Here is an 18,560-nt window from a genome sequence, read left to right as displayed (position 1 = left end):
GAATGTGCGTCTGTTTTTCGTCGAGTTTGCGCACAAGACAGTAGCTTCTATACTGCCACTATCTACAACGGCAGAATTTTTACACTATGGATCGTCTCCCTCGCAAACTGGACCGGATCGACGTCGCGATTCTCAACCAGTTGCAGCAGAATGCGCGGATCACGAACGCCGAGCTCGCACGCGCCGTCAACCTCTCGACGACGCCGTGCTTCAACCGCGTGCGGGCACTGGAGAAGCTTGGCCTGATCAAGCAACAGGTCACGCTGCTCAATCCGGAACCGTTGGGTCTTCGAATCAACGTCTTCATCCAGGTGAGCCTCGAGAAACAGGTGACCGAGGCACTGCGGCGGTTCGAAGAGGCGATCGACAAGCGGCCCGAAGTCATGGAGTGCTACTTGATGTCGGGCGATGCGGACTATTTGCTGCGCGTCGTGGTGCCCAACATGCACAGTCTCGAGCGCTTCATCCTCGAGCAGTTGACGACGATTCCGGGCGTCTCGAACATTCGCTCGAGCTTCGCGCTGAAGCAGGTTCGCTATCGGACTGCGCTGCCGTTGCCGGCGGGAGGCCTGACGCTCAGCGATGAAGACGATGAGGCGCGCCAGTGACCGCGGGGAACGGGCATTGCTAGTTCTCCTGAGTCGTTGCACTTAGGAGAGGCAATCATGAAACCCATGTTTCGCCCCGGTCAGCGAGTGGAGCAGTCGGGTATTTATCGCGTCGTCTACGACGACGGGTCGGGCGAATATTTCGAGGTGACGAGCGTCGAAGGAGAGCGCTTTCCGCCCACGCGCAACGGAATAGGCGCGCGCTACGAACTCGTGCGTGCCGCGGCGCATGCGACGGAGCACGAGAAGTTGCAACCGTGCCAGTGACGCGGTTACCTGAATCGCTCCGCGCGGAACGGCCGCGCATCGGCAAAGGTCGGCGCGCCTGTCATCATTTCAGCGAGTAGCCGGCCCGTGACCGGTCCGAGCGTGAGCCCGTGATGCGCATGCCCGAATGCGAACCACATCCCGCGATGACGCGGCGCCGGCCCGATGACGGGCCGCATGTCGGGCGTGCACGGGCGCATGCCGAGCCACGGCGCCGGATCGAGCCGCTCGCCCAGGCCGAACAACGGTTTGGCGAAACGCTCGGCGCGCTCGAGTTGCACTCCGGTGGGCGGTGTGTCGCGCGTGGCGATTTCCACGCCGGTGGTGAGCCTGAGGCCCGCCTGCATCGGGGCCACCACATAGCCCTGTTCGATATCGACGACAGGCACCGATACCGGCGTGCGCTGCGCACGATAGTGCATGTGATAGCCGCGCTTCGCCCGCAGCGGGATCCGATAGCCGAGCGGTGCGAAGACTGTGTCTGACCAGGGGCCTAGCGCAACGACTACATCCTTCGCGCTGATCGAGCCTTGCGCGGTCTCGACGGTCCACGCGTCGTGCAGTTTGCGCACAGTGGCCGCGTCGCCTCTGAGCAGTGTGCCGCCTTCCGATTCGAAGAGCCGCGCGTAACCCTTCGTCAATGCGCCGGGATTCACGACGCTTTTCGGATCGAGCCAGTGCAGCGCGCCGCAAAAGCCGTCGCCGATGCCCGGTTCCTGCGCACGCAGCGCAGCCGCGTCGAGCGGTGCGAGCCGCAGCCCATGCTCGCGCGCGATAACCCGGGCCGTGGCCGCTTCGCGCTCGAACGCCTCGGGCGTGCGATAGCCTTCGATCCATCCGCCTTCCTTGACGAGATCGCTCACGCCCGCGCGCGCGATCAATGCATCGTGCTCGCTCACGCAGCGCTCGACGAGCGGCAGCATGTCGCGCGATGCCGCCGCAACCCGCGCCGGCGCGGATTCCCACCAGAACCGCGCGAGCCAGCCGGCATAGGACGGCAATGCCTTGTATTGCCAGTACAAGTCGGTCGAGCGATTGCACGCGTAGCGCATGAGCGTGCCGAGCTCGCGCGGGAACGCGTACGGCATGATCGCCGAGCGCTCGATCAGCCCCGCGTTCCCGAAGCTGGTTTCCTCGCCGGGACCGCGACGGTCGACCAGGGCGACGCGCCGTCCGCGATCCTGCAGATGCAGTGCCGAGCAAACGCCGACGATGCCGGCTCCGAGAACGATGACGTCGAAATCCATAGGCGCGGGGCGAACCAGTTGCGAAGCAGGTTACTTCGCGATGATGTCGCGTTTGAAATATTTGAGCGAAAGTGCGCTCAGCGTACCATCCTTCTTCAGCTCGGAGAGTGCGGCATCCACCTTCTCCGCGAGGGCTTTGTCGCCCTTGCGCATGCCGAAGCCCGTGCCTTCACCGAGTGTGGCCGTATCCTTGAGCGGCTCGCCGACGAATGCGAAGCCGTGCCCTGCAGGCTTGTCGAGGAAGCCGTCCTGCGCCGTCTGCGCTTCCTGCACGGCGGCATCGAGCCGCGCCGCCACCAGATCGGCCCATACCTGGTCCTGATCCTGGTACGAGACGACCTCGACGCCCGCGTTTGCCCAGTGCGCCTTCAGGAAGTCTTCCTGCGACGATCCTTGCAGCACGCCCACGCGCTTGCCATGCAGGCTCTTCACGTCGGGCAGGAGGCCCGAGTCGCGCTTGGCCACCATCACGATCGGCACGATATAGATCGGCGGCGTGAAGTCGATGCTTTGCTTGCGCTTCGCCGTGATGTTCATGGCCGAGTTGATCACGTCGAACTTGCGGGCCTGCAGCGCCGGAATGAGTCCGTCGAACGCGTTTTCGACCCACACGCATTTCACTTTCATCTTTGCGCAGACGGCATTGCCGACGTCAATATCGAAGCCTTGCAATTGACCCGCGGGCGTCTTGCTTTCGAACGGAGGGTAGGACGCTTCGATGCCGAAACGAAGCGTGCCCGACGACTGCGCGTGCGCGGCGCCAGCCAGTGCCGTCATGGCAGCGGCGATACAGAGTGAGAGCTTGAGATTCATGTGCGGATCCTGTGCAAATAGAAATGGCTCGGGTGAGGCTGATTCGTTGCGCAGGTGGAATATAGACGAGATGTCTATCTCGTAATATAGGGTTAATGCTCATCCGTCGACGGCCTCTCAATCTGACGAATGACACCGAAAACGCTCGGAACTGGGGCGCTGTACCATGCCGAGCCCCATGTGGAAAGGATTCCAGTGTCCGTGAGTCTCACGCTGATCATGAGGGCGCGAGGTCGCCGCGGACATTTTCCGCAAGTTCCCGTCGCATTGGATGAAGTTCAAAGTAGACTGTAAATCTACGATGGACTCCACCCGCGCACCTCTTCCGATGGCGCTGGGTTTCCCATGACACTGCCATGCGCAAGAAAAACGTCTCGCTCGTGAAGAACTTGCTGCTCACGCGCTACGCGCCCATTGCGGACGGTATCGCGACGCTCTTCTTTCCGTACGCCGAAGTCGTGATTCACGATATGCACGACCAGACGGTGCTGTATCTCGCGAACAATCTGTCGAAGCGCGAGATCGGTGACGACTCGGCGCTCGAGGAGATCGACCACTCCGCGCGCGAACGCGTGATCGGCCCGTACGAGAAGCTCAACTGGGACGGGCGAAAGATGCGCTGCGTCAGCAATGTTCTGTTCGACGACCGCGGGCAGCCGGCGGGCATGATGTGCATCAATTTCAACATCGCCGCGTTCGAGGACGTGCGCTCCGCGCTGGACCTCTTCATCAAGGGCGCAGGGGTGGTGGCCCAGCCCGATGAGCTCTTTCGCGACGACTGGCAAGAGCGCATCAATACCTTTTTGCATGGCTGGATGCGCGAGCGGCAGGTCGCGCTCAATGCGCTCACGCGCGATCACCGCCGCGAGCTCGTCGAGGCGCTGTACGCGGAAGGCGCGTTTCGCGGCAAGAGCTCGGCGAACTACGTCGCCAAAGTGCTAGGCATGGGCCGTGCCACGGTCTACAAACACCTCAAGCAGTTGAAAGAGGGGGCGAGCTGAGGTGCCGCCGCTGCAGGTTCCGACCGACGATGCCGAAAAAGGCGCGCAGCGCCTGCCCGAATTCGCAAACGTCGCCACTCGCCCGCACTCAGGTTCAGGTCGCTTCCCCGTTTTCGTCCGCGCCGATCACGAGTTGCGTGGGCGAGGACTCGAACATGAACGGCGGCACGTCGAGATTTTGCGGCGCGGGCTTGTCCTTGAACACGCGGCCCGCAAGATCGTAGGTCGAGCCGTGACACGGGCAGAGAAAGCCGCCGGGCCAGTCGCTCGGCAGATTCGGCTGCGGCCCCGGTTGGAAACGCTGCGTCGGCGTGCAGCCGAGATGCGTGCAGACGGCGACAACCACGAGCAGCCCCGGGTTCTCTTTTCGCGAGCGATAGGCGTTCTCGCAATACTTCGGCAGCGGCATCGAGAACGGATGCTTCGTGTCGGGGTCCGCGACCATCGGCGTCGCTTTGTCGACCTCCTTCAGCATTGGCGGCGTGCGATTGACGAGGAACACGGGCTTGCCTCGCCAGGCGACCGTCATCATCGTGCCGGGGTCGAGCTTCGACACGTCCGCGCGCACGGGCGCGCCGGCCGCTCTTGCGCTTGCGGGCGGATTGAGCGAATCGACGAAAGGCACTAGCGTTGCTATCGCGCCGAGCCCTCCGATCGCCGAAGTGGCGATCAGCCACGTCCGGCGTTCCGGGTCCATGGGCTTTGGCAGCGATTCCGGAGCGGGCCCCGGTATGTTGGTTGCGTTGTCCACGCTTTCCCTTCCTTTCGGAGTCATTCCGCTCCGATATCAAGCAGTCCTCACCATCAGCCGTTCGATTCAGCGAAACCGAAAGCGTTCGCCTTCGAGGCGCGGCGTCGAGAAATCGTTCGAGAGGTCTTTCGCTTTCCAATCGGGTATGGCGTTCGGCCCGAAGAGAGCGGGTGAGATCTTCGAGCCGCCGTCACGCGCGACGAGGCCCGATTTCACCCGCAGCATCGAATAGCCGTCGTGCCCGGACTGCGACGAGGCGGCAAACGGATTGGGCATCGCGAGCGATCCGTCGTCCGCCGCCTGAGCAGCGAGCGGAAGCGCGCACGCGACACATGCGACGGTCATGACGCTGATCAAGGTATGAGTCATAGCAGCACCTCACTGTCCTGAAGCGCCGGTGCCTTCCCGCGTTCACAACAACCGAACGAGCAGGCCGAAAATGCCGAGCGTTATCACCAGCACGGCCACCGTAACGGGCAGCACCAGCGCGATCGTAATGACGGGGCGCAACCACGTGGGCGCCCGGTTCTTTATTCCTTCACATCGTCCAGACGAACATTTCATGCGCGTGCGTACCGTTGCCGATATCGACGGTCCGGCGCTCCATCTTCCCGTCGTGGCTGGCTGTCACGACGTAGCGACCTTTCGGTAGCGAAAGCAGCATGAAAGGTCCTTGCGCGTTCGTGCTCAACATCGTCTCGCCGTGCGTACCGGTTACCTTGACGGGAACGTCAGCCAGATACTCATTGCCATTGCTCTTCGTCTTGCCGACGAATTCGAGCGCGAGCGGGTAGTCGTGCATCGCCTGCTTCATGGCTGCGGCCTGGTCGCTGCCGACACCGCCCGATAAGTAAGTGATGTCGCCCTGGTGACGGGCCGGTGGAAGCGCGGTCGTGGCCGCCGTCGCGGATTGCCAGATGCCGGCGGCAAAGAGAGCCGCCATCGCCGATAACGCAAGTCGTTTCATTGCAGTCTCCGAATGAAAAAAACCCTGATGGGAGACCAACGCGCCTGCCGCCGTGATGTGACGCCCTGCCGGCCGGCAGCGCATTGAGTGCAAATCAACAGTAGGAACGCCAGCTTAAAAGTCGCTTAAAAGCGGGCGTGATCGGCGTTCCGCTGCCCGCGGCGCTACACACTCTACGCCTCTAGCGCGAGCAGAGCAAAACTCGCGAGCCAGTGCTCGCCCATGTAGTCGCCGGCCACGTGCGCGAGCGCCGTCCGGAGGTGCAGCTCGGCAGCATCGGTGAGCGGCGCCTTGCGCGCGTCGTGCGCGGGCAACGCTCGCGCAAGCGAACGCTGGCACCAGGCCCGGCTCAAGTTGAGGCCGTCGAGGTGAGCGATCTTGCCGTCGGTGCGATCGGTCACCGTCGCGGGGACGAACAGCGTCGCGGGCTCTCGCCGCGCAAGCCGCGGAAGAAATCGGTCGAGCCAGCCGGCGAACTCGGCCGCCGAAAGCACGCGCCGCATCAGCTCCGCTTCCATCAGCGACGGCGACAGGAACTCGTCGCCCGACGGCTCCCATGCTTGGCAGTCCTGATCATCGAGATACCAGCGGCGGGCGGTGACGGCAATCAGGTCGGCGAGGCCGGTGCGCGCCGTCGCGCGCGCGAATTGCAACGCGAGCGATAGCGCGAACGCCGTGTTGAAATGCGTGCCGACGCGCAACGGGTAGGTCGCCTTGGGCAGGAATTCCTCGAATCGCTCGACGAAGAGCTCGGTCAACGGCGCTATCGCGCGCGCCCAGCGCGCTGCATTTGTCGCATCGGCCGCCGCCATAGCGTGTAGCTGGCCGGAGAGGGCAAGCAACCATGCCCAACCGTACGGACGTTCGAAATTGCGGTTCTGCGGCCGCCTCAGATACGCGAGCTCACCTTCGACGCTCGTTTCCGTGAAGTGCTCGTCGACGACCGCGACGATCCGCGCCGCTTCGGGCAGCTCGGGATAGCGCTCGAGAAGGCGCAGCACGAGCCAGTAGCCGTGGACACATGAATGCCAGTCGTAGCTGCCGTAGAAGATCGGGTGCAGTTCTCGCGGAGAACGCACGTCCTCGGGGCCGGCGAGCGCATGGGTCAGCTTGTTCGGATACTCTCGCGTCAAATGCGAAAGGGCGAGCGCGGCGAACTTCGACGCGAGCGCGGGTGTGAGTCGGATCGTCATCGTCAAACTAGCCTCGGTTTGAAACCGCGCCCTTCAGGGCGGCGAGCCGGGCCCCCGGCCTGAACGCCGGTTCTGGGCAGTTGCTCAGATCGGTATAGCACTTTTCTTTGCTCGCGCCGCCGCCTCGTAGCGCCGCATCGCATCGCCCATGTCGTCCTTCAACTGTGCCAGCGCCGCGACGTCAGGGGCCGGCGGTTGCAACGCCGCCCACAGCAACTCGACGAGCTGCTCCGCCGTGACCTCGATATCGGTGCTGCGATGCGCGAGCGCCGCTTCCCAGAGCACGTGCTCCATCGGCCCGAATACCATCGAGCGCATGAGCCGCAGCGGCACGTCGGTACGAACTTGCCCCGTCTGCTGGCCGTGCGCGAGAACGCGCATCAGCGGCGCCGTGTAGCGCCGCTGCAAGGCCGTCAGTTCGTCGCCGAGCGCGTGCTGCTTCGTGCGGCCCTCCGATAGCACGAGGGAGCAAAGCCCCGTGCCGTGGATGAGCATCAATCGCAGGTGCATTCGAACGATGAACGCGAATTGATGGCGAACGCTGCCGTCGCGCGGCAGGCCGTCTTCGATCGCGGCGATGATTTCGTCGTACCAATCGCTGATGACGCGCGCGCATAGCTCGCGCTTGCCGCGAAAGTAGCTGAAGACGGTGGCTTCCGAGACGCCGACGCGTTGCGCGATTTCGGCCGTGGTGGCGCGTTCGTAGCCCTTTTCGGCGAACACGTCGCGGCCGGCCTGAAGGATGTCCTTCACGCGCTGCTGTGACTTGGGGCCCGCGGGATGGCGACGCGTTCCGTTCGCTTCCGCCTTCAGTTCGTCCATTTATTGAGTGACGTTCAAGTTTCGCCGGGATGCCGGCTATCACTGCCGATATTAGCACTGTGAGACGGGGAATGTGAGCGAGACAAAAGTTGAGCGATACTCAAAAAAACCTATTGACGCTTACGTAAATGTGGCGTGAAATGCGCGGTGACCGAACATGCGGCGTCGCGCGCCTGACCGAGGCGCGGCGGCGGGCCGCCTTCCGAATCCGAGGAGATGGAGACATGACGAGCAACGTGCCTGGACTGCAGTTCGCGCTCGGCGAAGATATCGACATGCTGCGCGATACGTTGGGCAACTTCGCGTCGAAGGAGATCGCGCCGCGCGCAGCCGAAATCGACCGCACCGATCAGTTTCCGATGGACCTCTGGCGCAAGTTCGGCGAGCTCGGCGTGCTCGGCATGACCGTCGCCGAGGAATACGGCGGCGCGGACATGGGTTACACCGCACATATGGTCGCGATGGAGGAGATTTCGCGCGCATCGGCTTCCGTCGGCCTCTCGTACGGCGCGCATTCGAATCTCTGCGTCAACCAGATTCATCGCAACGGCACCGAGGCGCAGAAGCGCCAATATCTGCCGAAGCTCGTCTCGGGCGAGCACGTCGGCGCCTTGGCGATGAGCGAGCCCAACGCCGGCTCGGACGTCGTCAGCATGAGGCTTCGCGCCGACAAGCGCGGCGACCGTTACGTGCTGAACGGCACGAAGATGTGGATCACGAACGGGCCCGATTGCGACACGCTGGTCGTCTATGCGAAGACCGACCCCGAGGCCGGCCCGCGCGGCATGACGGCATTCATCGTCGAAAAGGGCATGAAGGGCTTTTCCGTCGCGCAAAAGCTCGACAAGCTCGGCATGCGCGGCTCGCATACGGGCGAACTCGTCTTCGAGGATGCCGAAGTGCCGGAAGAAAACATCCTCGGCAAGCTGAACGGCGGAGTGAACGTGTTGATGAGCGGGCTCGATTACGAGCGCGCCGTTCTCGCGGGCGGGCCGACGGGCATCATGCTCGCTTGCATGGACGCCGTCGTTCCGTATATCCACGATCGCAAGCAGTTCGGCCAGTCGATCGGCGAATTCCAGCTTATCCAGGGCAAGGTGGCGGACATGTACACGACGCTGCAGGCTTGCCGCGCCTATCTCTATGCGGTGGGCCGCCAGCTCGATACATTGGGCCGCGAGCATGTGCGCCAGGTGCGCAAGGACTGCGCGGGCGTCATTCTCTATACAGCCGAAAAGGCCACGTGGATGGCCGGCGAGGCAATCCAGATTCTCGGCGGCAATGGCTATATCAACGAATTCCCTGTCGGCCGCCTGTGGCGCGACGCGAAGCTCTACGAAATCGGCGCCGGCACGAGCGAAATCCGCCGCATGCTGATCGGCCGGGAGCTGTTCGCGGAAACGGCGTAAGCCGGTGCGTCGTCCCGCACCGGTTTACTCAGTACAACGAACGTTCGGCCGTGGCTCCGGTCGCGGCCGCAAGCGGAAGCAGTCGATCCTATGCCGATCATCGAAAGCAAGCTCAATCCGCGCTCGGATGAATTCCGGGCCAATGCGGCCGCGCTCGAGGCGCTCGTCGCCGACCTGCGCACGAAAGTCGCGCATCTCGCGTTGGGTGGCGGGCAAGCGGCGCGCGACAAGCACGTCTCGCGCGGCAAGCTGCTGCCGCGCGATCGCATCGCGCAATTGCTGGACCCAGGCACGCCGTTTCTCGAGCTTTCGCAATTGGCGGCCTTCGGCATGTACCACGACGCCGCGCCCGGGGCCGGCATCATCACCGGCATCGGCCGTATTGCCGGGCAGGAGTGCGTGATCGTATGCAACGACGCGACGGTCAAGGGCGGCACCTACTATCCCGTGACGGTGAAAAAGCACGTGCGCGCTCAGGAGATCGCCGCGGAGAACCGCTTGCCGTGCGTCTATCTCGTCGATTCGGGCGGAGCCAATCTGCCCAATCAGGACGACGTGTTCCCCGATCGGGACCACTTCGGGCGGATCTTCTATAACCAGGCGAACTTGTCCGCGGCCGGCATCGCGCAGATCGCCGTCGTCATGGGCTCGTGCACGGCCGGCGGTGCCTATGTGCCCGCAATGAGCGACGAATCGATCATCGTCAAGAACCAGGGCACGATTTTTCTTGGTGGTCCGCCGCTCGTCAAGGCGGCGACAGGCGAAGAGGTCAGTGCCGAGGATCTCGGCGGAGGGGATGTGCATACCCGGCTCTCCGGCGTCGCCGACCATCTCGCGCAAAACGACGCCCATGCACTCGCGATCGCGCGCAGCATCGTCTCGAAGCTCAATCGCGTCAAACAAATGCCCGTGGCGGTCCGGGAGCCGAAACCGCCGCGTTACGATGCGCAAAGCCTCTACGGCGTGATCCCCGTCGATACGCGCAAGCCGTTCGACGTCCGCGAAGTCATTGCCCGCCTCGTCGACGACTCGGAATTTGACGAGTTCAAGGCGCGCTATGGCACCACGCTCGTGACGGGCTTCGCGCACATCTGGGGCTATCCCGTCGGCATCGTCGCGAACAACGGAATTTTGTTCTCGGAATCGGCTGTCAAGGGCGCACATTTCATCGAGCTCTGCTGTCAGCGCAAGATTCCGCTCGTCTTTTTGCAGAACATCACCGGCTTCATGGTGGGCCGCAAGTACGAGAACGAAGGCATCGCGCGCCACGGCGCGAAGATGGTCACGGCTGTCGCGACGGCGAAGGTGCCGAAGTTCACGGTCATCATCGGCGGCTCGTTCGGCGCCGGCAATTACGGCATGTGCGGCCGCGCCTACTCGCCGCGGTTTCTCTGGATGTGGCCGAACGCGCGCATTTCGGTGATGGGCGGCGAGCAGGCCGCATCGGTGCTCGCCACCGTCAAGCGCGACGGCATTGAGGCGAAAGGTGGCACGTGGAGTGCCGAGGACGAGGAAGCGTTCAAGAAGCCGATCCGGGATCAATACGAGCATCAGGGACACCCCTATTACGCGAGCGCGCGGCTCTGGGACGATGGGGTCATCGATCCGGCCCATACGCGCGACGTGCTCGGACTCGGTTTATCGGCTGCGATGAATGCGCCCATCGAGGAGACGCGCTTCGGCGTATTCAGAATGTGATGCCCGCGGCGCCTGGACAATACAGATGCAGTGAAGACGGCATTCGAACGACAGGACGTCAACGGCTGACGAATTCGGCAGGAGAGAATCGATGCAGTACGCCATGCTGGAAGTCGCGCTTTCCGAGCGCGTAGCGACGGTAACGCTCAATCGCCCCGACGTGCGCAACGCATTCAACGAGGCGATGATTGCGGAACTGACCGACGCATTCAGGCAACTCGACGCGCGCGACGACGTGCGTGCCATCGTGCTGGCGGCAAACGGCGCGGCCTTTTGCGCGGGCGCCGATCTCAATTGGATGAAGAAGATGGCGACATTCTCCGATGAGGAGAATCGCGCCGATGCGAGGCGGCTCGCCGACATGCTCGCTGTCATCTATCGCTCGTCGAAGCCGGTGATTGCGCGGGTATCGGGAGACGCGTATGCAGGCGGCGTTGGCCTCATTGCCGCGAGCGACATCGTGGTTGCCGTGGATAGCGCACGGTTTTGCCTTTCCGAGGCAAGGCTCGGTCTCATTGCGGCGACGATTGCACCCTACGTCGTTCGCGCTCTCGGTGAGCGCGCATCACGTCGCTATTTCACGACGGCGGAGCAGTTCGATTGCGCGACGGCGCTTCGCTTAGGCCTCGTTCACGAAGCCGCCACGACGGAGACGCTCGATGCAACGGTGCGAAAAATCGCCGCGACGCTTTGCGCGAACGGCCCACAGGCGGTGCGCGAATCGAAGCGGCTCGTGCAGGACATCGCGGGTCATGCGCTCGACGAAGCGCTGATCGACGAGACGGCCGGACGCATCGCGCGCATCCGTGCGAGCGCGGAGGGGCGGGAAGGCGTGGCCTCGTTTTTGGAAAAACGCGCGCCTTCATGGCGCGATTGATCCGAGACATTTCATGTTCAACAAGATCCTGATCGCGAACCGCGGGGAAATCGCCTGCCGCGTTGCCGCAACCTGCAAACGGCTCGGTATCGCGAGCGTCGCCGTCTATTCCGACGCCGATGCGAATGCCAAGCATGTCGCCGCCTGCGATGAAGCGGTCCATATCGGCGGCTCGGCGGCCGCGGACAGCTATTTGCGCATCGAACGCATCATCGAGGCCGCGTTGCGGACCGGCGCGCAAGCGGTCCATCCCGGCTACGGCTTTCTTTCGGAGAACGAAGATTTCGCGCATGCGTGCGAAACGGCGGGGCTCGTCTTCATCGGGCCGCCCGTTTCGGCGATCGCCGCGATGGGGTCGAAGGCCGCGGCGAAGGCCTTGATGCACGCGGCGGCGGTACCGCTCGTGCCCGGCTACCACGGCGACGATCAGGATGCCGAACTATTGCGGGACGAGGCCGACGAGATCGGCTATCCGGTGCTGCTGAAGGCGAGCGCGGGCGGCGGGGGAAAGGGGATGCGCGTCGTCGAGCGCGGTCAGGATTTCGCGGCGGCGCTGGCTTCGTGCAAGCGCGAAGCGGCAAGCAGTTTCGGCAACGACCGTGTGCTCATCGAAAAGTATCTGACGCGTCCGCGCCACGTCGAGGTGCAGGTATTCGCCGACACGCATGGCGGCGCGGTGTACTTGTTCGACCGCGACTGTTCGGTGCAGCGCCGCCATCAGAAGGTGCTCGAGGAGGCGCCGGCGCCGGGCTTGTCGGACGAACTGCGCCGCGCGATGGGCGAGGCCGCGGTGGCGGCGGCGCGCGCCGTCGAGTACGTGGGAGCGGGCACCGTCGAATTCATCATGGCGGACGGCCAGTTCTACTTCATGGAGATGAATACGCGGCTGCAGGTCGAGCATCCGGTCACCGAGATGATCACCGGGCAGGACCTCGTCGAGTGGCAGTTGCGCGTTGCGGCAGGCGAGCCGCTGCCTTTGAACCAGGACGAGCTCAGGATCCGAGGCCATGCGATCGAGGCGCGCATCTACGCGGAGAACCCATCGCGCGGCTTTTTGCCGTCCACGGGTACGCTCAAGTATCTGCGGATGCCGGAAGCCGTCGAGTTCACGATCGGCACGCCGACGCGAGCACCGGTGCGGATCGATAGCGGCGTGCGCGAAGGCGACACGATCACGCCGTTCTACGATCCGATGATTGCCAAGCTCATCGTGCATGGCGCGGACCGGGACGAAGCGCTCGCGCGTCTCGCGCATGCGCTCAAGGATTGCGAGGTGGTCGGTCCGCAGACGAACGTCGAGTTCTTGCGGCGCGTCGTGGCAAGCGAGCCGTTCGCCTGCGCGGACCTCGATACGGGCCTCATCGAGCGGCATCGAGACGCGCTTTTTGCGCCCGCGTCGAGGCCGTTCAAGGAGGCGCTCGCGCTGGCGTGCGCCGCGTTGCTGACGCGCGAGGGCGGTCTGGCTCATGGCGCATCGCCGTGGGATGCGTTGTCGCATTGGCGGCTCAATGGTCCGTACCGACAATCGATCGACTGGCGCGATGTCGAGCGCGACGAGGCGTTTGGTGTGGTCTACGTGCGCGACGGCGATGCTCGGTCGATCGAGCATGCGCAATGGACCGAGCCGTTCGATTGGTGGCGCGGCAGCGAGCCGCACGCGTTCGGCGCGCATATTGGCGAAAGTCGCGTGACAGGGCGCGTATTTGTCGATCATGACGTGTTTCATGTGTTTTGCCAGGGCACATCGCTCGCGTTCGAATGGACGAATCTGCTCGCGCATGCGGCCGATGCGGAGCACGGCGAGGGGCGCCTGACCGCTCCGATGCCGGGCAAGGTGATCGCGGTGCTCGTCGAGCCTGGCGCTGTAGTGGAGAAGGGCGCGCCGCTCATCGTCATGGAAGCGATGAAGATGGAGCATACGATCGGCGCGCCGGCCGCCGGCAAGATCGCGGAAGTGCTCTTCGCGGTAGGCGATCAGGTTGCCGATGGTGCGCAGTTGCTCGTCATGGAGATGGGCGAGTGAGTATCGAAATTAATCGCTGGCCGGCTGCTTCATCGAGGGCACGCCCCGCTTTGGCGATGTAGTCCTTAGCGCTCATGCTCATACGGGAATCCCTTCCCGAAGAATGTTCTTGATGACAGCCGGGTTGCTGAAAAGGTCGGGGTGATCCATCTCGTCTTCCCAAAGCGGCAGCGCTTAAAGCTACGGGCCGCGGCGCCGCAACCGGTCACCCCGCCACCAACCCGCGCTTTTCCAGCCATTCGCGATTGAACAACCGCGCAAAGTAAAGGCTCCCCCGGTCGCACAGCAACGTGACGATCGTATGCCCGGGGCCCATTTCGCGGGCAAGTTCGACCGCCGCGGCGACGTTGATGCCCGTGGATCCCCCCATGTACAACCCTTCTTCGCGCAGGAGGCGATAGACCATCGTCACGCAGGTCTGATCGTCCACGCGAATCGCGTCGTCGATCGGCGTGCCCTCGAGGTTCGCGGTGATTCGACTCGAGCCGATGCCCTCTGTGATCGAGTTCCCTTCCACCTTGATCTCGCCGGTCTTGACGAAGCTATAGAGCCCGCTGCCGTGCGGATCGGCAAGCACCGTCCTGATCGCCGCGTTTTGCTCCTTGAGGAACCGAGCGACGCCCGCGAGCGTGCCGCCAGTCCCCGTTGCGCAAACGAAGGCGTCTACCTTTCCGCCCGTGTCGCGCCATATCTCCGGTCCCGTCGTGTCGTAGTGCGCCTGACGGTTGACCACGTTATCGAACTGATTGGCCCAAATCGCGTTTTCCGTTTCGTCGGCCAAGCGACCCGCAATCTTCTGGTAATTGTTCGGATCTTTATAGGGCACCGCGGGCACGGGACGCACTTCAGCGCCAAGCACGCGAAGCAGGTCCATCTTCTCTTGCGATTGCGTTTCGGGAATGACGATGATGCACCGATAGCCACGTGCCGCGCAGATGTGAGCGAGGCCGATCCCGGTGTTGCCGGCAGTACCCTCGATGACGGTGCCGCCCGGCTTCAGCGTGCCGCGACGCTCGGCATCTTCAATGATGAAGCGCGCCGCACGATCCTTGACCGAGCCGCCCGGGTTCATGAATTCGGCCTTGCCGAGGATCTCGCAGCCTGTTTCGGCGCTCAATTTCGAGAGGCGGATCAGCGGCGTATTGCCGATGGCGCCAATAAACCCATCGAGTACTGGCATGTGCGCTCTCCTTCCTTGAAGCCGATGAGGACCCTTCCAGAATAGGCCGGCTCCGGCGTCATTTGTAATGCTGCAAAAGCACGCCCAACGCCGCGAGCACGGCGAGAATCACGATGATGACCGGCGTGTTCAGCCGGCCCGCGACGAATGGCGCGGCGTGCCTGCGAATCGCTTTTGCACTGACGGGAATGCTCACGATAGCCTCCGATTACCGACGGGTGGGTGCGCTACCTGCTAGGCAAAAACCTCGTATGTCCCATCGCCCCATCTAAGGAGCCCCACTATGCTGACACAGAAGACGAAAGATATCGTCAAGTCCACTGCACCGGTGCTTGCCGAGCATGGCTATCCGATCATCCAGCGATTCTACGAGCGTCTGTTCGAGGCCCATCCCGAACTGAAGAACGTGTTCAACATGGCGCATCAGGAACAAGGGCAGCAACAGCAGGCGCTCGCTCGCGCCGTGTATGCCTACGCCGAAAATATCGAGGACGCGAGCAGTCTTACCGCCGTGCTGAAAAACATTGCAAACAAGCACGCAAGCCTCGGGGTGCGGCCCGAGCACTACCCGATCGTCGGCGAGCATTTGCTCGGGGCGATCAAGGACGTCTTGGCGAATGCCGCAACGGACGAAATCATTTCGGCGTGGGCGCAGGCGTACGGCAATCTCGCCGACATCCTGATGGGCATGGAAGCGGAGCTCTACGAGCGCTCCGGAACGCAAGTTGGCGGCTGGACCGGCTGGCGCACATTCGTCGTGCGCGAGAAGCGCCCGGAGAGCACTGTGATTACATCGTTCGTGCTCGAGCCTTCCGACGACGGCCCGGTGACGAATTTCGAGCCTGGGCAGTACATCAGCGTCGCTGTCGACGTTCCTTCGCTGGGGCTCCAGCAGATACGTCAGTACAGCCTTTCGGATATGCCCAACGGCCACACCTATCGCATTTCCGTGAAGCGGGAAAGCGGCGGCTCGAAGCCGCCGGGCTACGTGTCGAACCTATTGCACGACCATGTCAACGTCGGCGACAAAATCAAGCTGGCCGCGCCGTATGGCAACTTCCATATCGATGTGGACGCGCAAACCCCCATCGTGCTGATCAGCGGCGGCGTCGGATTGACTCCGATGATCAGCATGCTGAAGAGGGCGATACAGGATCCTCATCGCCAGGTCGTCTTCGTCCACGGCGCGCGAAACAGCGGTGTCCACGCGATGCGCGACCGGCTGCGGGACACAGCGAGGACCTACAGCAACTTCAGCTTGATCGTGTTCTATGACGATCCGTTGCCGCAGGACGTCCAGGGAAAGGATTACGACTGGCCGGGGCTCGTGAACGTCGATTCGATCAAGAACGCGATCCTGCTGCCCGATGCGGACTACTACGTTTGCGGCCCGATTCCGTTCATGCGGATGCAGCACGATGCGCTCAAGGGATTGAACGTCCCGGAGGCTCGCATCCACTACGAAGTCTTCGGGCCGGATCTCTTCGCCGAGTAGAAGTTTTCAGCGATTGCACAGGACCAGCCAGTTGGTGCCGACAATCGAGCTCGCCGGCCGGTCCTGCGACGCTCAGCCGAGCCTTTCCTTCAGGAACGCGACCAGGTACGGCGTCGCGGCTGCCGCTACCGTCGAAGCGGTGGACGGGTCTATCCCCATCCTTTCCGCCAGGGACTCGGCGACACGCCCGGTGAGGACACCTTCTCCGCCCTCCATCAGGGACTTGAAAACGCCGTCGCCGCGGACGAGGCCCGCCGCAAATGCCGCGAAAAAGCTCTTGCCCGCATGCTCGCCCATCAATCCGCCGCTTTGCTCTTCGACGTGAGCGTGCGCCGTTTCCGCCGCTTGACTGAGCATTTGCTGCGCATCGTCGGCGTTGATACCCTGCGCCGTCAGCGCCTGGGTCGCCTGGCTTCCGTGCTCGGAAGAAAGAAACTCGGAAATCAGCTGCTGTGCGTCCATGGATCGCTCTCCTTTTGAATTCGGCTTTAGGGCAGTGTCCGTGTTTGGGCAGCGGACAAGCGCAAGTATGCTACCAGCCGCGCGTGAATCAGCACAGCTGGCGGGACCCGGCCTAACAAAAATTGACGATTTCCCAGCGTCTAGGCTGTCACAGACCGATGAAGTAGACCTGCACGTCGACATCGCCGGCCCATGCCCGAACGCCCTAGTCAAGGGCGCCGCCGACAAATCCCAGTCTGATGGAACGAACGAACGCGAGACAGGAACGCGGACTGCTACCGCTCGCATCGGTGAGTGGTTTTTCGTCATCGTCGGCGAGACGGGCATGCATCAACGGCAGAATGCAATGAGACCATGAGTTACGGAACGTTTCCGCACTGGCTATTTGGCCTTTCAATCGCGTCCGTCGTGCTCGGTACGGCTTGTGCCATGGTCATCGTGGTCGACGAATGTAAGCGTCCACAGAAAATGTGGATCATGAACGTCGTTTGGCCGCTGACCGCGCTGTTCGGCAGCGTCGTGTGGCTGGCGGCCTATTACGCCTGGGGGCGCAACGTATCGAGGCGCAACCAGGGAAGTGCCAAGCCGCCCTTTCCGGCCATGGTACTGAAGGGAACCAGCCACTGTGGCGCCGGCTGCACACTTGGGGACATCATTGCCGAATGGGCCGCTTTTCTGTTTCCAGTGCTGGCGGTCTGGTTAGGCTGGCACAGCGTATTTGCGGAAAAGATGTTCGCAGTATGGATCGCCGACTTCATCGTCGCGTTTCTGCTTGGCGTCCTTTTTCAGTACTTCACTATTCAGCCGATGCGCAATCTATCTCCGTGGCAGGGGCTGCTTGCCGCTCTGAAGGCGGACATTGCGTCGATTACGGCATGGCAACTCGGTATGTACGGATTGATGGCGATCATCCAGCTCTTATGGTTCATACCGAGCTATGGCGGCATCGCCAAAGTCGCGAGCCCTGAATTCTGGTTCGCGATGCAGCTTGCCATGCTGGCCGGGTTCGCCACCAGTTATCCCGTGAACTGGTGGTTGATCCGCTCGGGCGTGAAGGAAAAGATGTGAGTCATAGCGCGCCCTCGAGCGCGCGGCGCGATACCTCAATGCAGTGAACCCGGCCTCTCGGTTGCTCAAGAAGCGGCGTCCAACAGCGCTCGCACGACGCGAACCACTCCGTCGACGACCTGCTCGGCGTCGAGACCCATTTGATAGCCGATCACGACTACTGGAGTGATCAATATCAAAGCGACGAGAAACTCTTTCATCGCTGCGCTCCGGTTTAGCGCGTACGCCCGCCTGAAAAGCGGGTGGTGCGCTAATGAGAAAAAAGCAGCTTTACCCATCGCGAGATCGAGTGAATCCCGCGAATCCGAAATTCAAGTGACGTGTGAGAATGGCGTTTCAGCCGATGTCGCTACGCACGACCGCGATCGATTCTTTCGATCAGAACTCCTTAAAGCCTGGCCGTAAAATCGCATGAACCGTGCCATCGGTCCGGGATCGAGGCGCGGTCGACATGGGTCGCGATCTTGCGGCACGGCTGCAAGCGCTGCGCATCGAAGACGCTTCTGTTTTGAAACGTACAGACCGGTGCTTCGAGTCGAGACTTTTGATCGGCTTGCCGCAGCGTGCTCCGGCAGGAGCATCAAAGCGGCGATGCCAGCAAAACGTATCGAACCTGAAACGAACATCCTTGGCCGGTTTTTCTAAAAGCATGCGCGCCACATTCTGCCTACGGTATAAA

General features: G+C 62.7%; 20 protein-coding genes. 9 read left to right on the top strand and 11 right to left on the bottom strand.

Annotated elements, in window-relative coordinates; translation table 11 throughout:
- The first annotated feature begins 86 nt into the window (after positions 1 to 86).
- Together C9I57_RS00535 and C9I57_RS00530 are read left to right on the top strand one after the other, a co-directional pair.
- Complete coding sequence (locus C9I57_RS00535; RefSeq protein ID WP_107148708.1) at positions 87 to 608, top strand: Lrp/AsnC family transcriptional regulator; 522 nt, start codon at positions 87 to 89, stop codon at positions 606 to 608.
- Positions 609 to 665: 57 nt separating this feature from the next.
- Positions 666 to 875, top strand: coding sequence for a hypothetical protein (locus C9I57_RS00530; RefSeq protein WP_440130163.1), 210 nt, complete (start codon positions 666 to 668; stop codon positions 873 to 875).
- A 5-nt stretch (positions 876 to 880) separates the two neighbouring features.
- Here the strand turns inward: C9I57_RS00530 and C9I57_RS00525 are convergent, their stop codons facing one another.
- Entirely contained in the window at positions 881 to 2,122 is a 1,242-nt protein-coding gene (locus C9I57_RS00525) for an NAD(P)/FAD-dependent oxidoreductase (protein ID WP_107148706.1), read from the bottom strand.
- A 30-nt stretch (positions 2,123 to 2,152) separates the two neighbouring features.
- Positions 2,153 to 2,935: an ABC transporter substrate-binding protein gene (locus C9I57_RS00520; protein WP_107148705.1), complete on the bottom strand. Its 783-nt coding sequence runs from the start codon at positions 2,933 to 2,935 to the stop codon at positions 2,153 to 2,155.
- A gap of 356 nt (positions 2,936 to 3,291) precedes the next feature.
- On the opposite strand from C9I57_RS00520, the gene C9I57_RS00515 reads away from it, so the two are divergent.
- On the top strand, positions 3,292 to 3,936 hold the full coding sequence (locus C9I57_RS00515; RefSeq protein ID WP_107148704.1) for a helix-turn-helix transcriptional regulator: 645 nt from the start codon (positions 3,292 to 3,294) through the stop codon (positions 3,934 to 3,936).
- A 94-nt stretch (positions 3,937 to 4,030) separates the two neighbouring features.
- Here the strand turns inward: C9I57_RS00515 and petA are convergent, their stop codons facing one another.
- The 5 genes from petA to C9I57_RS00490 all read right to left on the bottom strand — a co-directional run bounded on the left by petA (position 4,031) and on the right by C9I57_RS00490 (position 7,669).
- A complete protein-coding gene (petA, locus tag C9I57_RS00510) occupies positions 4,031 to 4,633 on the bottom strand; it encodes a ubiquinol-cytochrome c reductase iron-sulfur subunit (protein WP_107148703.1) in 603 nt (200 codons plus the stop codon).
- A 120-nt stretch (positions 4,634 to 4,753) separates the two neighbouring features.
- A complete protein-coding gene (locus C9I57_RS00505; RefSeq protein ID WP_107148702.1) occupies positions 4,754 to 5,056 on the bottom strand; it encodes a hypothetical protein in 303 nt (100 codons plus the stop codon).
- A gap of 169 nt (positions 5,057 to 5,225) precedes the next feature.
- The gene (locus C9I57_RS00500) at positions 5,226 to 5,654 is read right to left on the bottom strand and encodes a carboxypeptidase-like regulatory domain-containing protein (RefSeq protein WP_258187427.1); all 429 of its coding nucleotides are present in this window, start codon (positions 5,652 to 5,654) and stop codon (positions 5,226 to 5,228) included.
- A gap of 173 nt (positions 5,655 to 5,827) precedes the next feature.
- Positions 5,828 to 6,847, bottom strand: coding sequence for a DUF2891 domain-containing protein (locus C9I57_RS00495; protein ID WP_107148700.1), 1,020 nt, complete (start codon positions 6,845 to 6,847; stop codon positions 5,828 to 5,830).
- A gap of 84 nt (positions 6,848 to 6,931) precedes the next feature.
- On the bottom strand, positions 6,932 to 7,669 hold the full coding sequence (locus C9I57_RS00490; RefSeq protein ID WP_107148699.1) for a TetR/AcrR family transcriptional regulator: 738 nt from the start codon (positions 7,667 to 7,669) through the stop codon (positions 6,932 to 6,934).
- A gap of 224 nt (positions 7,670 to 7,893) precedes the next feature.
- Between C9I57_RS00490 and C9I57_RS00485 the strand changes: the two genes are divergently transcribed.
- The 4 genes from C9I57_RS00485 (at position 7,894) to C9I57_RS00470 (ending at position 13,676) form a co-directional block, all read left to right on the top strand.
- Positions 7,894 to 9,078, top strand: coding sequence for an isovaleryl-CoA dehydrogenase (locus C9I57_RS00485; protein WP_107148698.1), 1,185 nt, complete (start codon positions 7,894 to 7,896; stop codon positions 9,076 to 9,078).
- Between the two features lie 90 nt (positions 9,079 to 9,168).
- Positions 9,169 to 10,776, top strand: coding sequence for a carboxyl transferase domain-containing protein (locus C9I57_RS00480; RefSeq protein ID WP_107148697.1), 1,608 nt, complete (start codon positions 9,169 to 9,171; stop codon positions 10,774 to 10,776).
- Between the two features lie 91 nt (positions 10,777 to 10,867).
- Positions 10,868 to 11,653, top strand: coding sequence for an enoyl-CoA hydratase/isomerase family protein (locus C9I57_RS00475; RefSeq protein WP_107148696.1), 786 nt, complete (start codon positions 10,868 to 10,870; stop codon positions 11,651 to 11,653).
- A 13-nt stretch (positions 11,654 to 11,666) separates the two neighbouring features.
- Positions 11,667 to 13,676, top strand: coding sequence for an acetyl/propionyl/methylcrotonyl-CoA carboxylase subunit alpha (locus C9I57_RS00470; RefSeq protein WP_107148695.1), 2,010 nt, complete (start codon positions 11,667 to 11,669; stop codon positions 13,674 to 13,676).
- A 205-nt stretch (positions 13,677 to 13,881) separates the two neighbouring features.
- Here the strand turns inward: C9I57_RS00470 and C9I57_RS00465 are convergent, their stop codons facing one another.
- The gene (locus C9I57_RS00465; RefSeq protein ID WP_107148694.1) at positions 13,882 to 14,856 is read right to left on the bottom strand and encodes a cysteine synthase A; all 975 of its coding nucleotides are present in this window, start codon (positions 14,854 to 14,856) and stop codon (positions 13,882 to 13,884) included.
- Positions 14,857 to 14,914: 58 nt separating this feature from the next.
- A complete protein-coding gene (locus C9I57_RS32590) occupies positions 14,915 to 15,052 on the bottom strand; it encodes a hypothetical protein (RefSeq protein ID WP_181321678.1) in 138 nt (45 codons plus the stop codon).
- Positions 15,053 to 15,139: 87 nt separating this feature from the next.
- Here C9I57_RS32590 and hmpA point away from each other — a divergent pair, with 87 nt between their 5' ends.
- Positions 15,140 to 16,351, top strand: a complete 1,212-nt coding sequence (gene hmpA / locus C9I57_RS00460; RefSeq protein ID WP_107148693.1) for an NO-inducible flavohemoprotein — start codon at positions 15,140 to 15,142, stop codon at positions 16,349 to 16,351.
- Between the two features lie 72 nt (positions 16,352 to 16,423).
- Here the strand turns inward: hmpA and C9I57_RS00455 are convergent, their stop codons facing one another.
- The gene (locus C9I57_RS00455; protein ID WP_018442000.1) at positions 16,424 to 16,813 is read right to left on the bottom strand and encodes a hypothetical protein; all 390 of its coding nucleotides are present in this window, start codon (positions 16,811 to 16,813) and stop codon (positions 16,424 to 16,426) included.
- Positions 16,814 to 17,167: 354 nt separating this feature from the next.
- On the opposite strand from C9I57_RS00455, the gene C9I57_RS00445 reads away from it, so the two are divergent.
- Complete coding sequence (locus C9I57_RS00445; RefSeq protein WP_107148691.1) at positions 17,168 to 17,881, top strand: DUF4396 domain-containing protein; 714 nt, start codon at positions 17,168 to 17,170, stop codon at positions 17,879 to 17,881.
- 65 nt (positions 17,882 to 17,946) lie between these two features.
- Here the strand turns inward: C9I57_RS00445 and C9I57_RS33095 are convergent, their stop codons facing one another.
- A complete protein-coding gene (locus C9I57_RS33095) occupies positions 17,947 to 18,081 on the bottom strand; it encodes a hypothetical protein (protein ID WP_258187426.1) in 135 nt (44 codons plus the stop codon).
- Positions 18,082 to 18,560: the final 479 nt, after the last annotated feature.

This window comes from Trinickia symbiotica (assembly GCF_003028655.1).
In the GTDB taxonomy this organism is placed as follows: domain Bacteria; phylum Pseudomonadota; class Gammaproteobacteria; order Burkholderiales; family Burkholderiaceae; genus Trinickia; species Trinickia symbiotica_A.
Note: the sequence above shows the minus strand (reverse complement) of the source record. Positions and strands in the feature narration are given on the sequence as shown.

Coding starts and splice junctions, on each gene's coding strand:
- C9I57_RS00505 (WP_107148702.1), bottom strand. CDS start 5,056: ATGACTCATACCTTGATCAGCGTCATGACCGTCGCATGTGTCGCGTGC.
- C9I57_RS33095 (WP_258187426.1), bottom strand. CDS start 18,081: ATGAAAGAGTTTCTCGTCGCTTTGATATTGATCACTCCAGTAGTCGTG.
- C9I57_RS00465 (WP_107148694.1), bottom strand. CDS start 14,856: ATGCCAGTACTCGATGGGTTTATTGGCGCCATCGGCAATACGCCGCTG.
- C9I57_RS00500 (WP_258187427.1), bottom strand. CDS start 5,654: ATGAAACGACTTGCGTTATCGGCGATGGCGGCTCTCTTTGCCGCCGGC.
- C9I57_RS00445 (WP_107148691.1), top strand. CDS start 17,168: ATGAGTTACGGAACGTTTCCGCACTGGCTATTTGGCCTTTCAATCGCG.
- C9I57_RS00470 (WP_107148695.1), top strand. CDS start 11,667: ATGTTCAACAAGATCCTGATCGCGAACCGCGGGGAAATCGCCTGCCGC.
- C9I57_RS00480 (WP_107148697.1), top strand. CDS start 9,169: ATGCCGATCATCGAAAGCAAGCTCAATCCGCGCTCGGATGAATTCCGG.
- C9I57_RS00455 (WP_018442000.1), bottom strand. CDS start 16,813: ATGGACGCACAGCAGCTGATTTCCGAGTTTCTTTCTTCCGAGCACGGA.
- C9I57_RS00515 (WP_107148704.1), top strand. CDS start 3,292: ATGCGCAAGAAAAACGTCTCGCTCGTGAAGAACTTGCTGCTCACGCGC.
- C9I57_RS00485 (WP_107148698.1), top strand. CDS start 7,894: ATGACGAGCAACGTGCCTGGACTGCAGTTCGCGCTCGGCGAAGATATC.
- C9I57_RS00495 (WP_107148700.1), bottom strand. CDS start 6,847: ATGACGATCCGACTCACACCCGCGCTCGCGTCGAAGTTCGCCGCGCTC.
- C9I57_RS00490 (WP_107148699.1), bottom strand. CDS start 7,669: ATGGACGAACTGAAGGCGGAAGCGAACGGAACGCGTCGCCATCCCGCG.
- hmpA (WP_107148693.1), top strand. CDS start 15,140: ATGCTGACACAGAAGACGAAAGATATCGTCAAGTCCACTGCACCGGTG.
- C9I57_RS00475 (WP_107148696.1), top strand. CDS start 10,868: ATGCAGTACGCCATGCTGGAAGTCGCGCTTTCCGAGCGCGTAGCGACG.
- C9I57_RS00525 (WP_107148706.1), bottom strand. CDS start 2,122: ATGGATTTCGACGTCATCGTTCTCGGAGCCGGCATCGTCGGCGTTTGC.
- petA (WP_107148703.1), bottom strand. CDS start 4,633: ATGGACCCGGAACGCCGGACGTGGCTGATCGCCACTTCGGCGATCGGA.
- C9I57_RS00530 (WP_440130163.1), top strand. CDS start 666: ATGAAACCCATGTTTCGCCCCGGTCAGCGAGTGGAGCAGTCGGGTATT.
- C9I57_RS00520 (WP_107148705.1), bottom strand. CDS start 2,935: ATGAATCTCAAGCTCTCACTCTGTATCGCCGCTGCCATGACGGCACTG.
- C9I57_RS00535 (WP_107148708.1), top strand. CDS start 87: ATGGATCGTCTCCCTCGCAAACTGGACCGGATCGACGTCGCGATTCTC.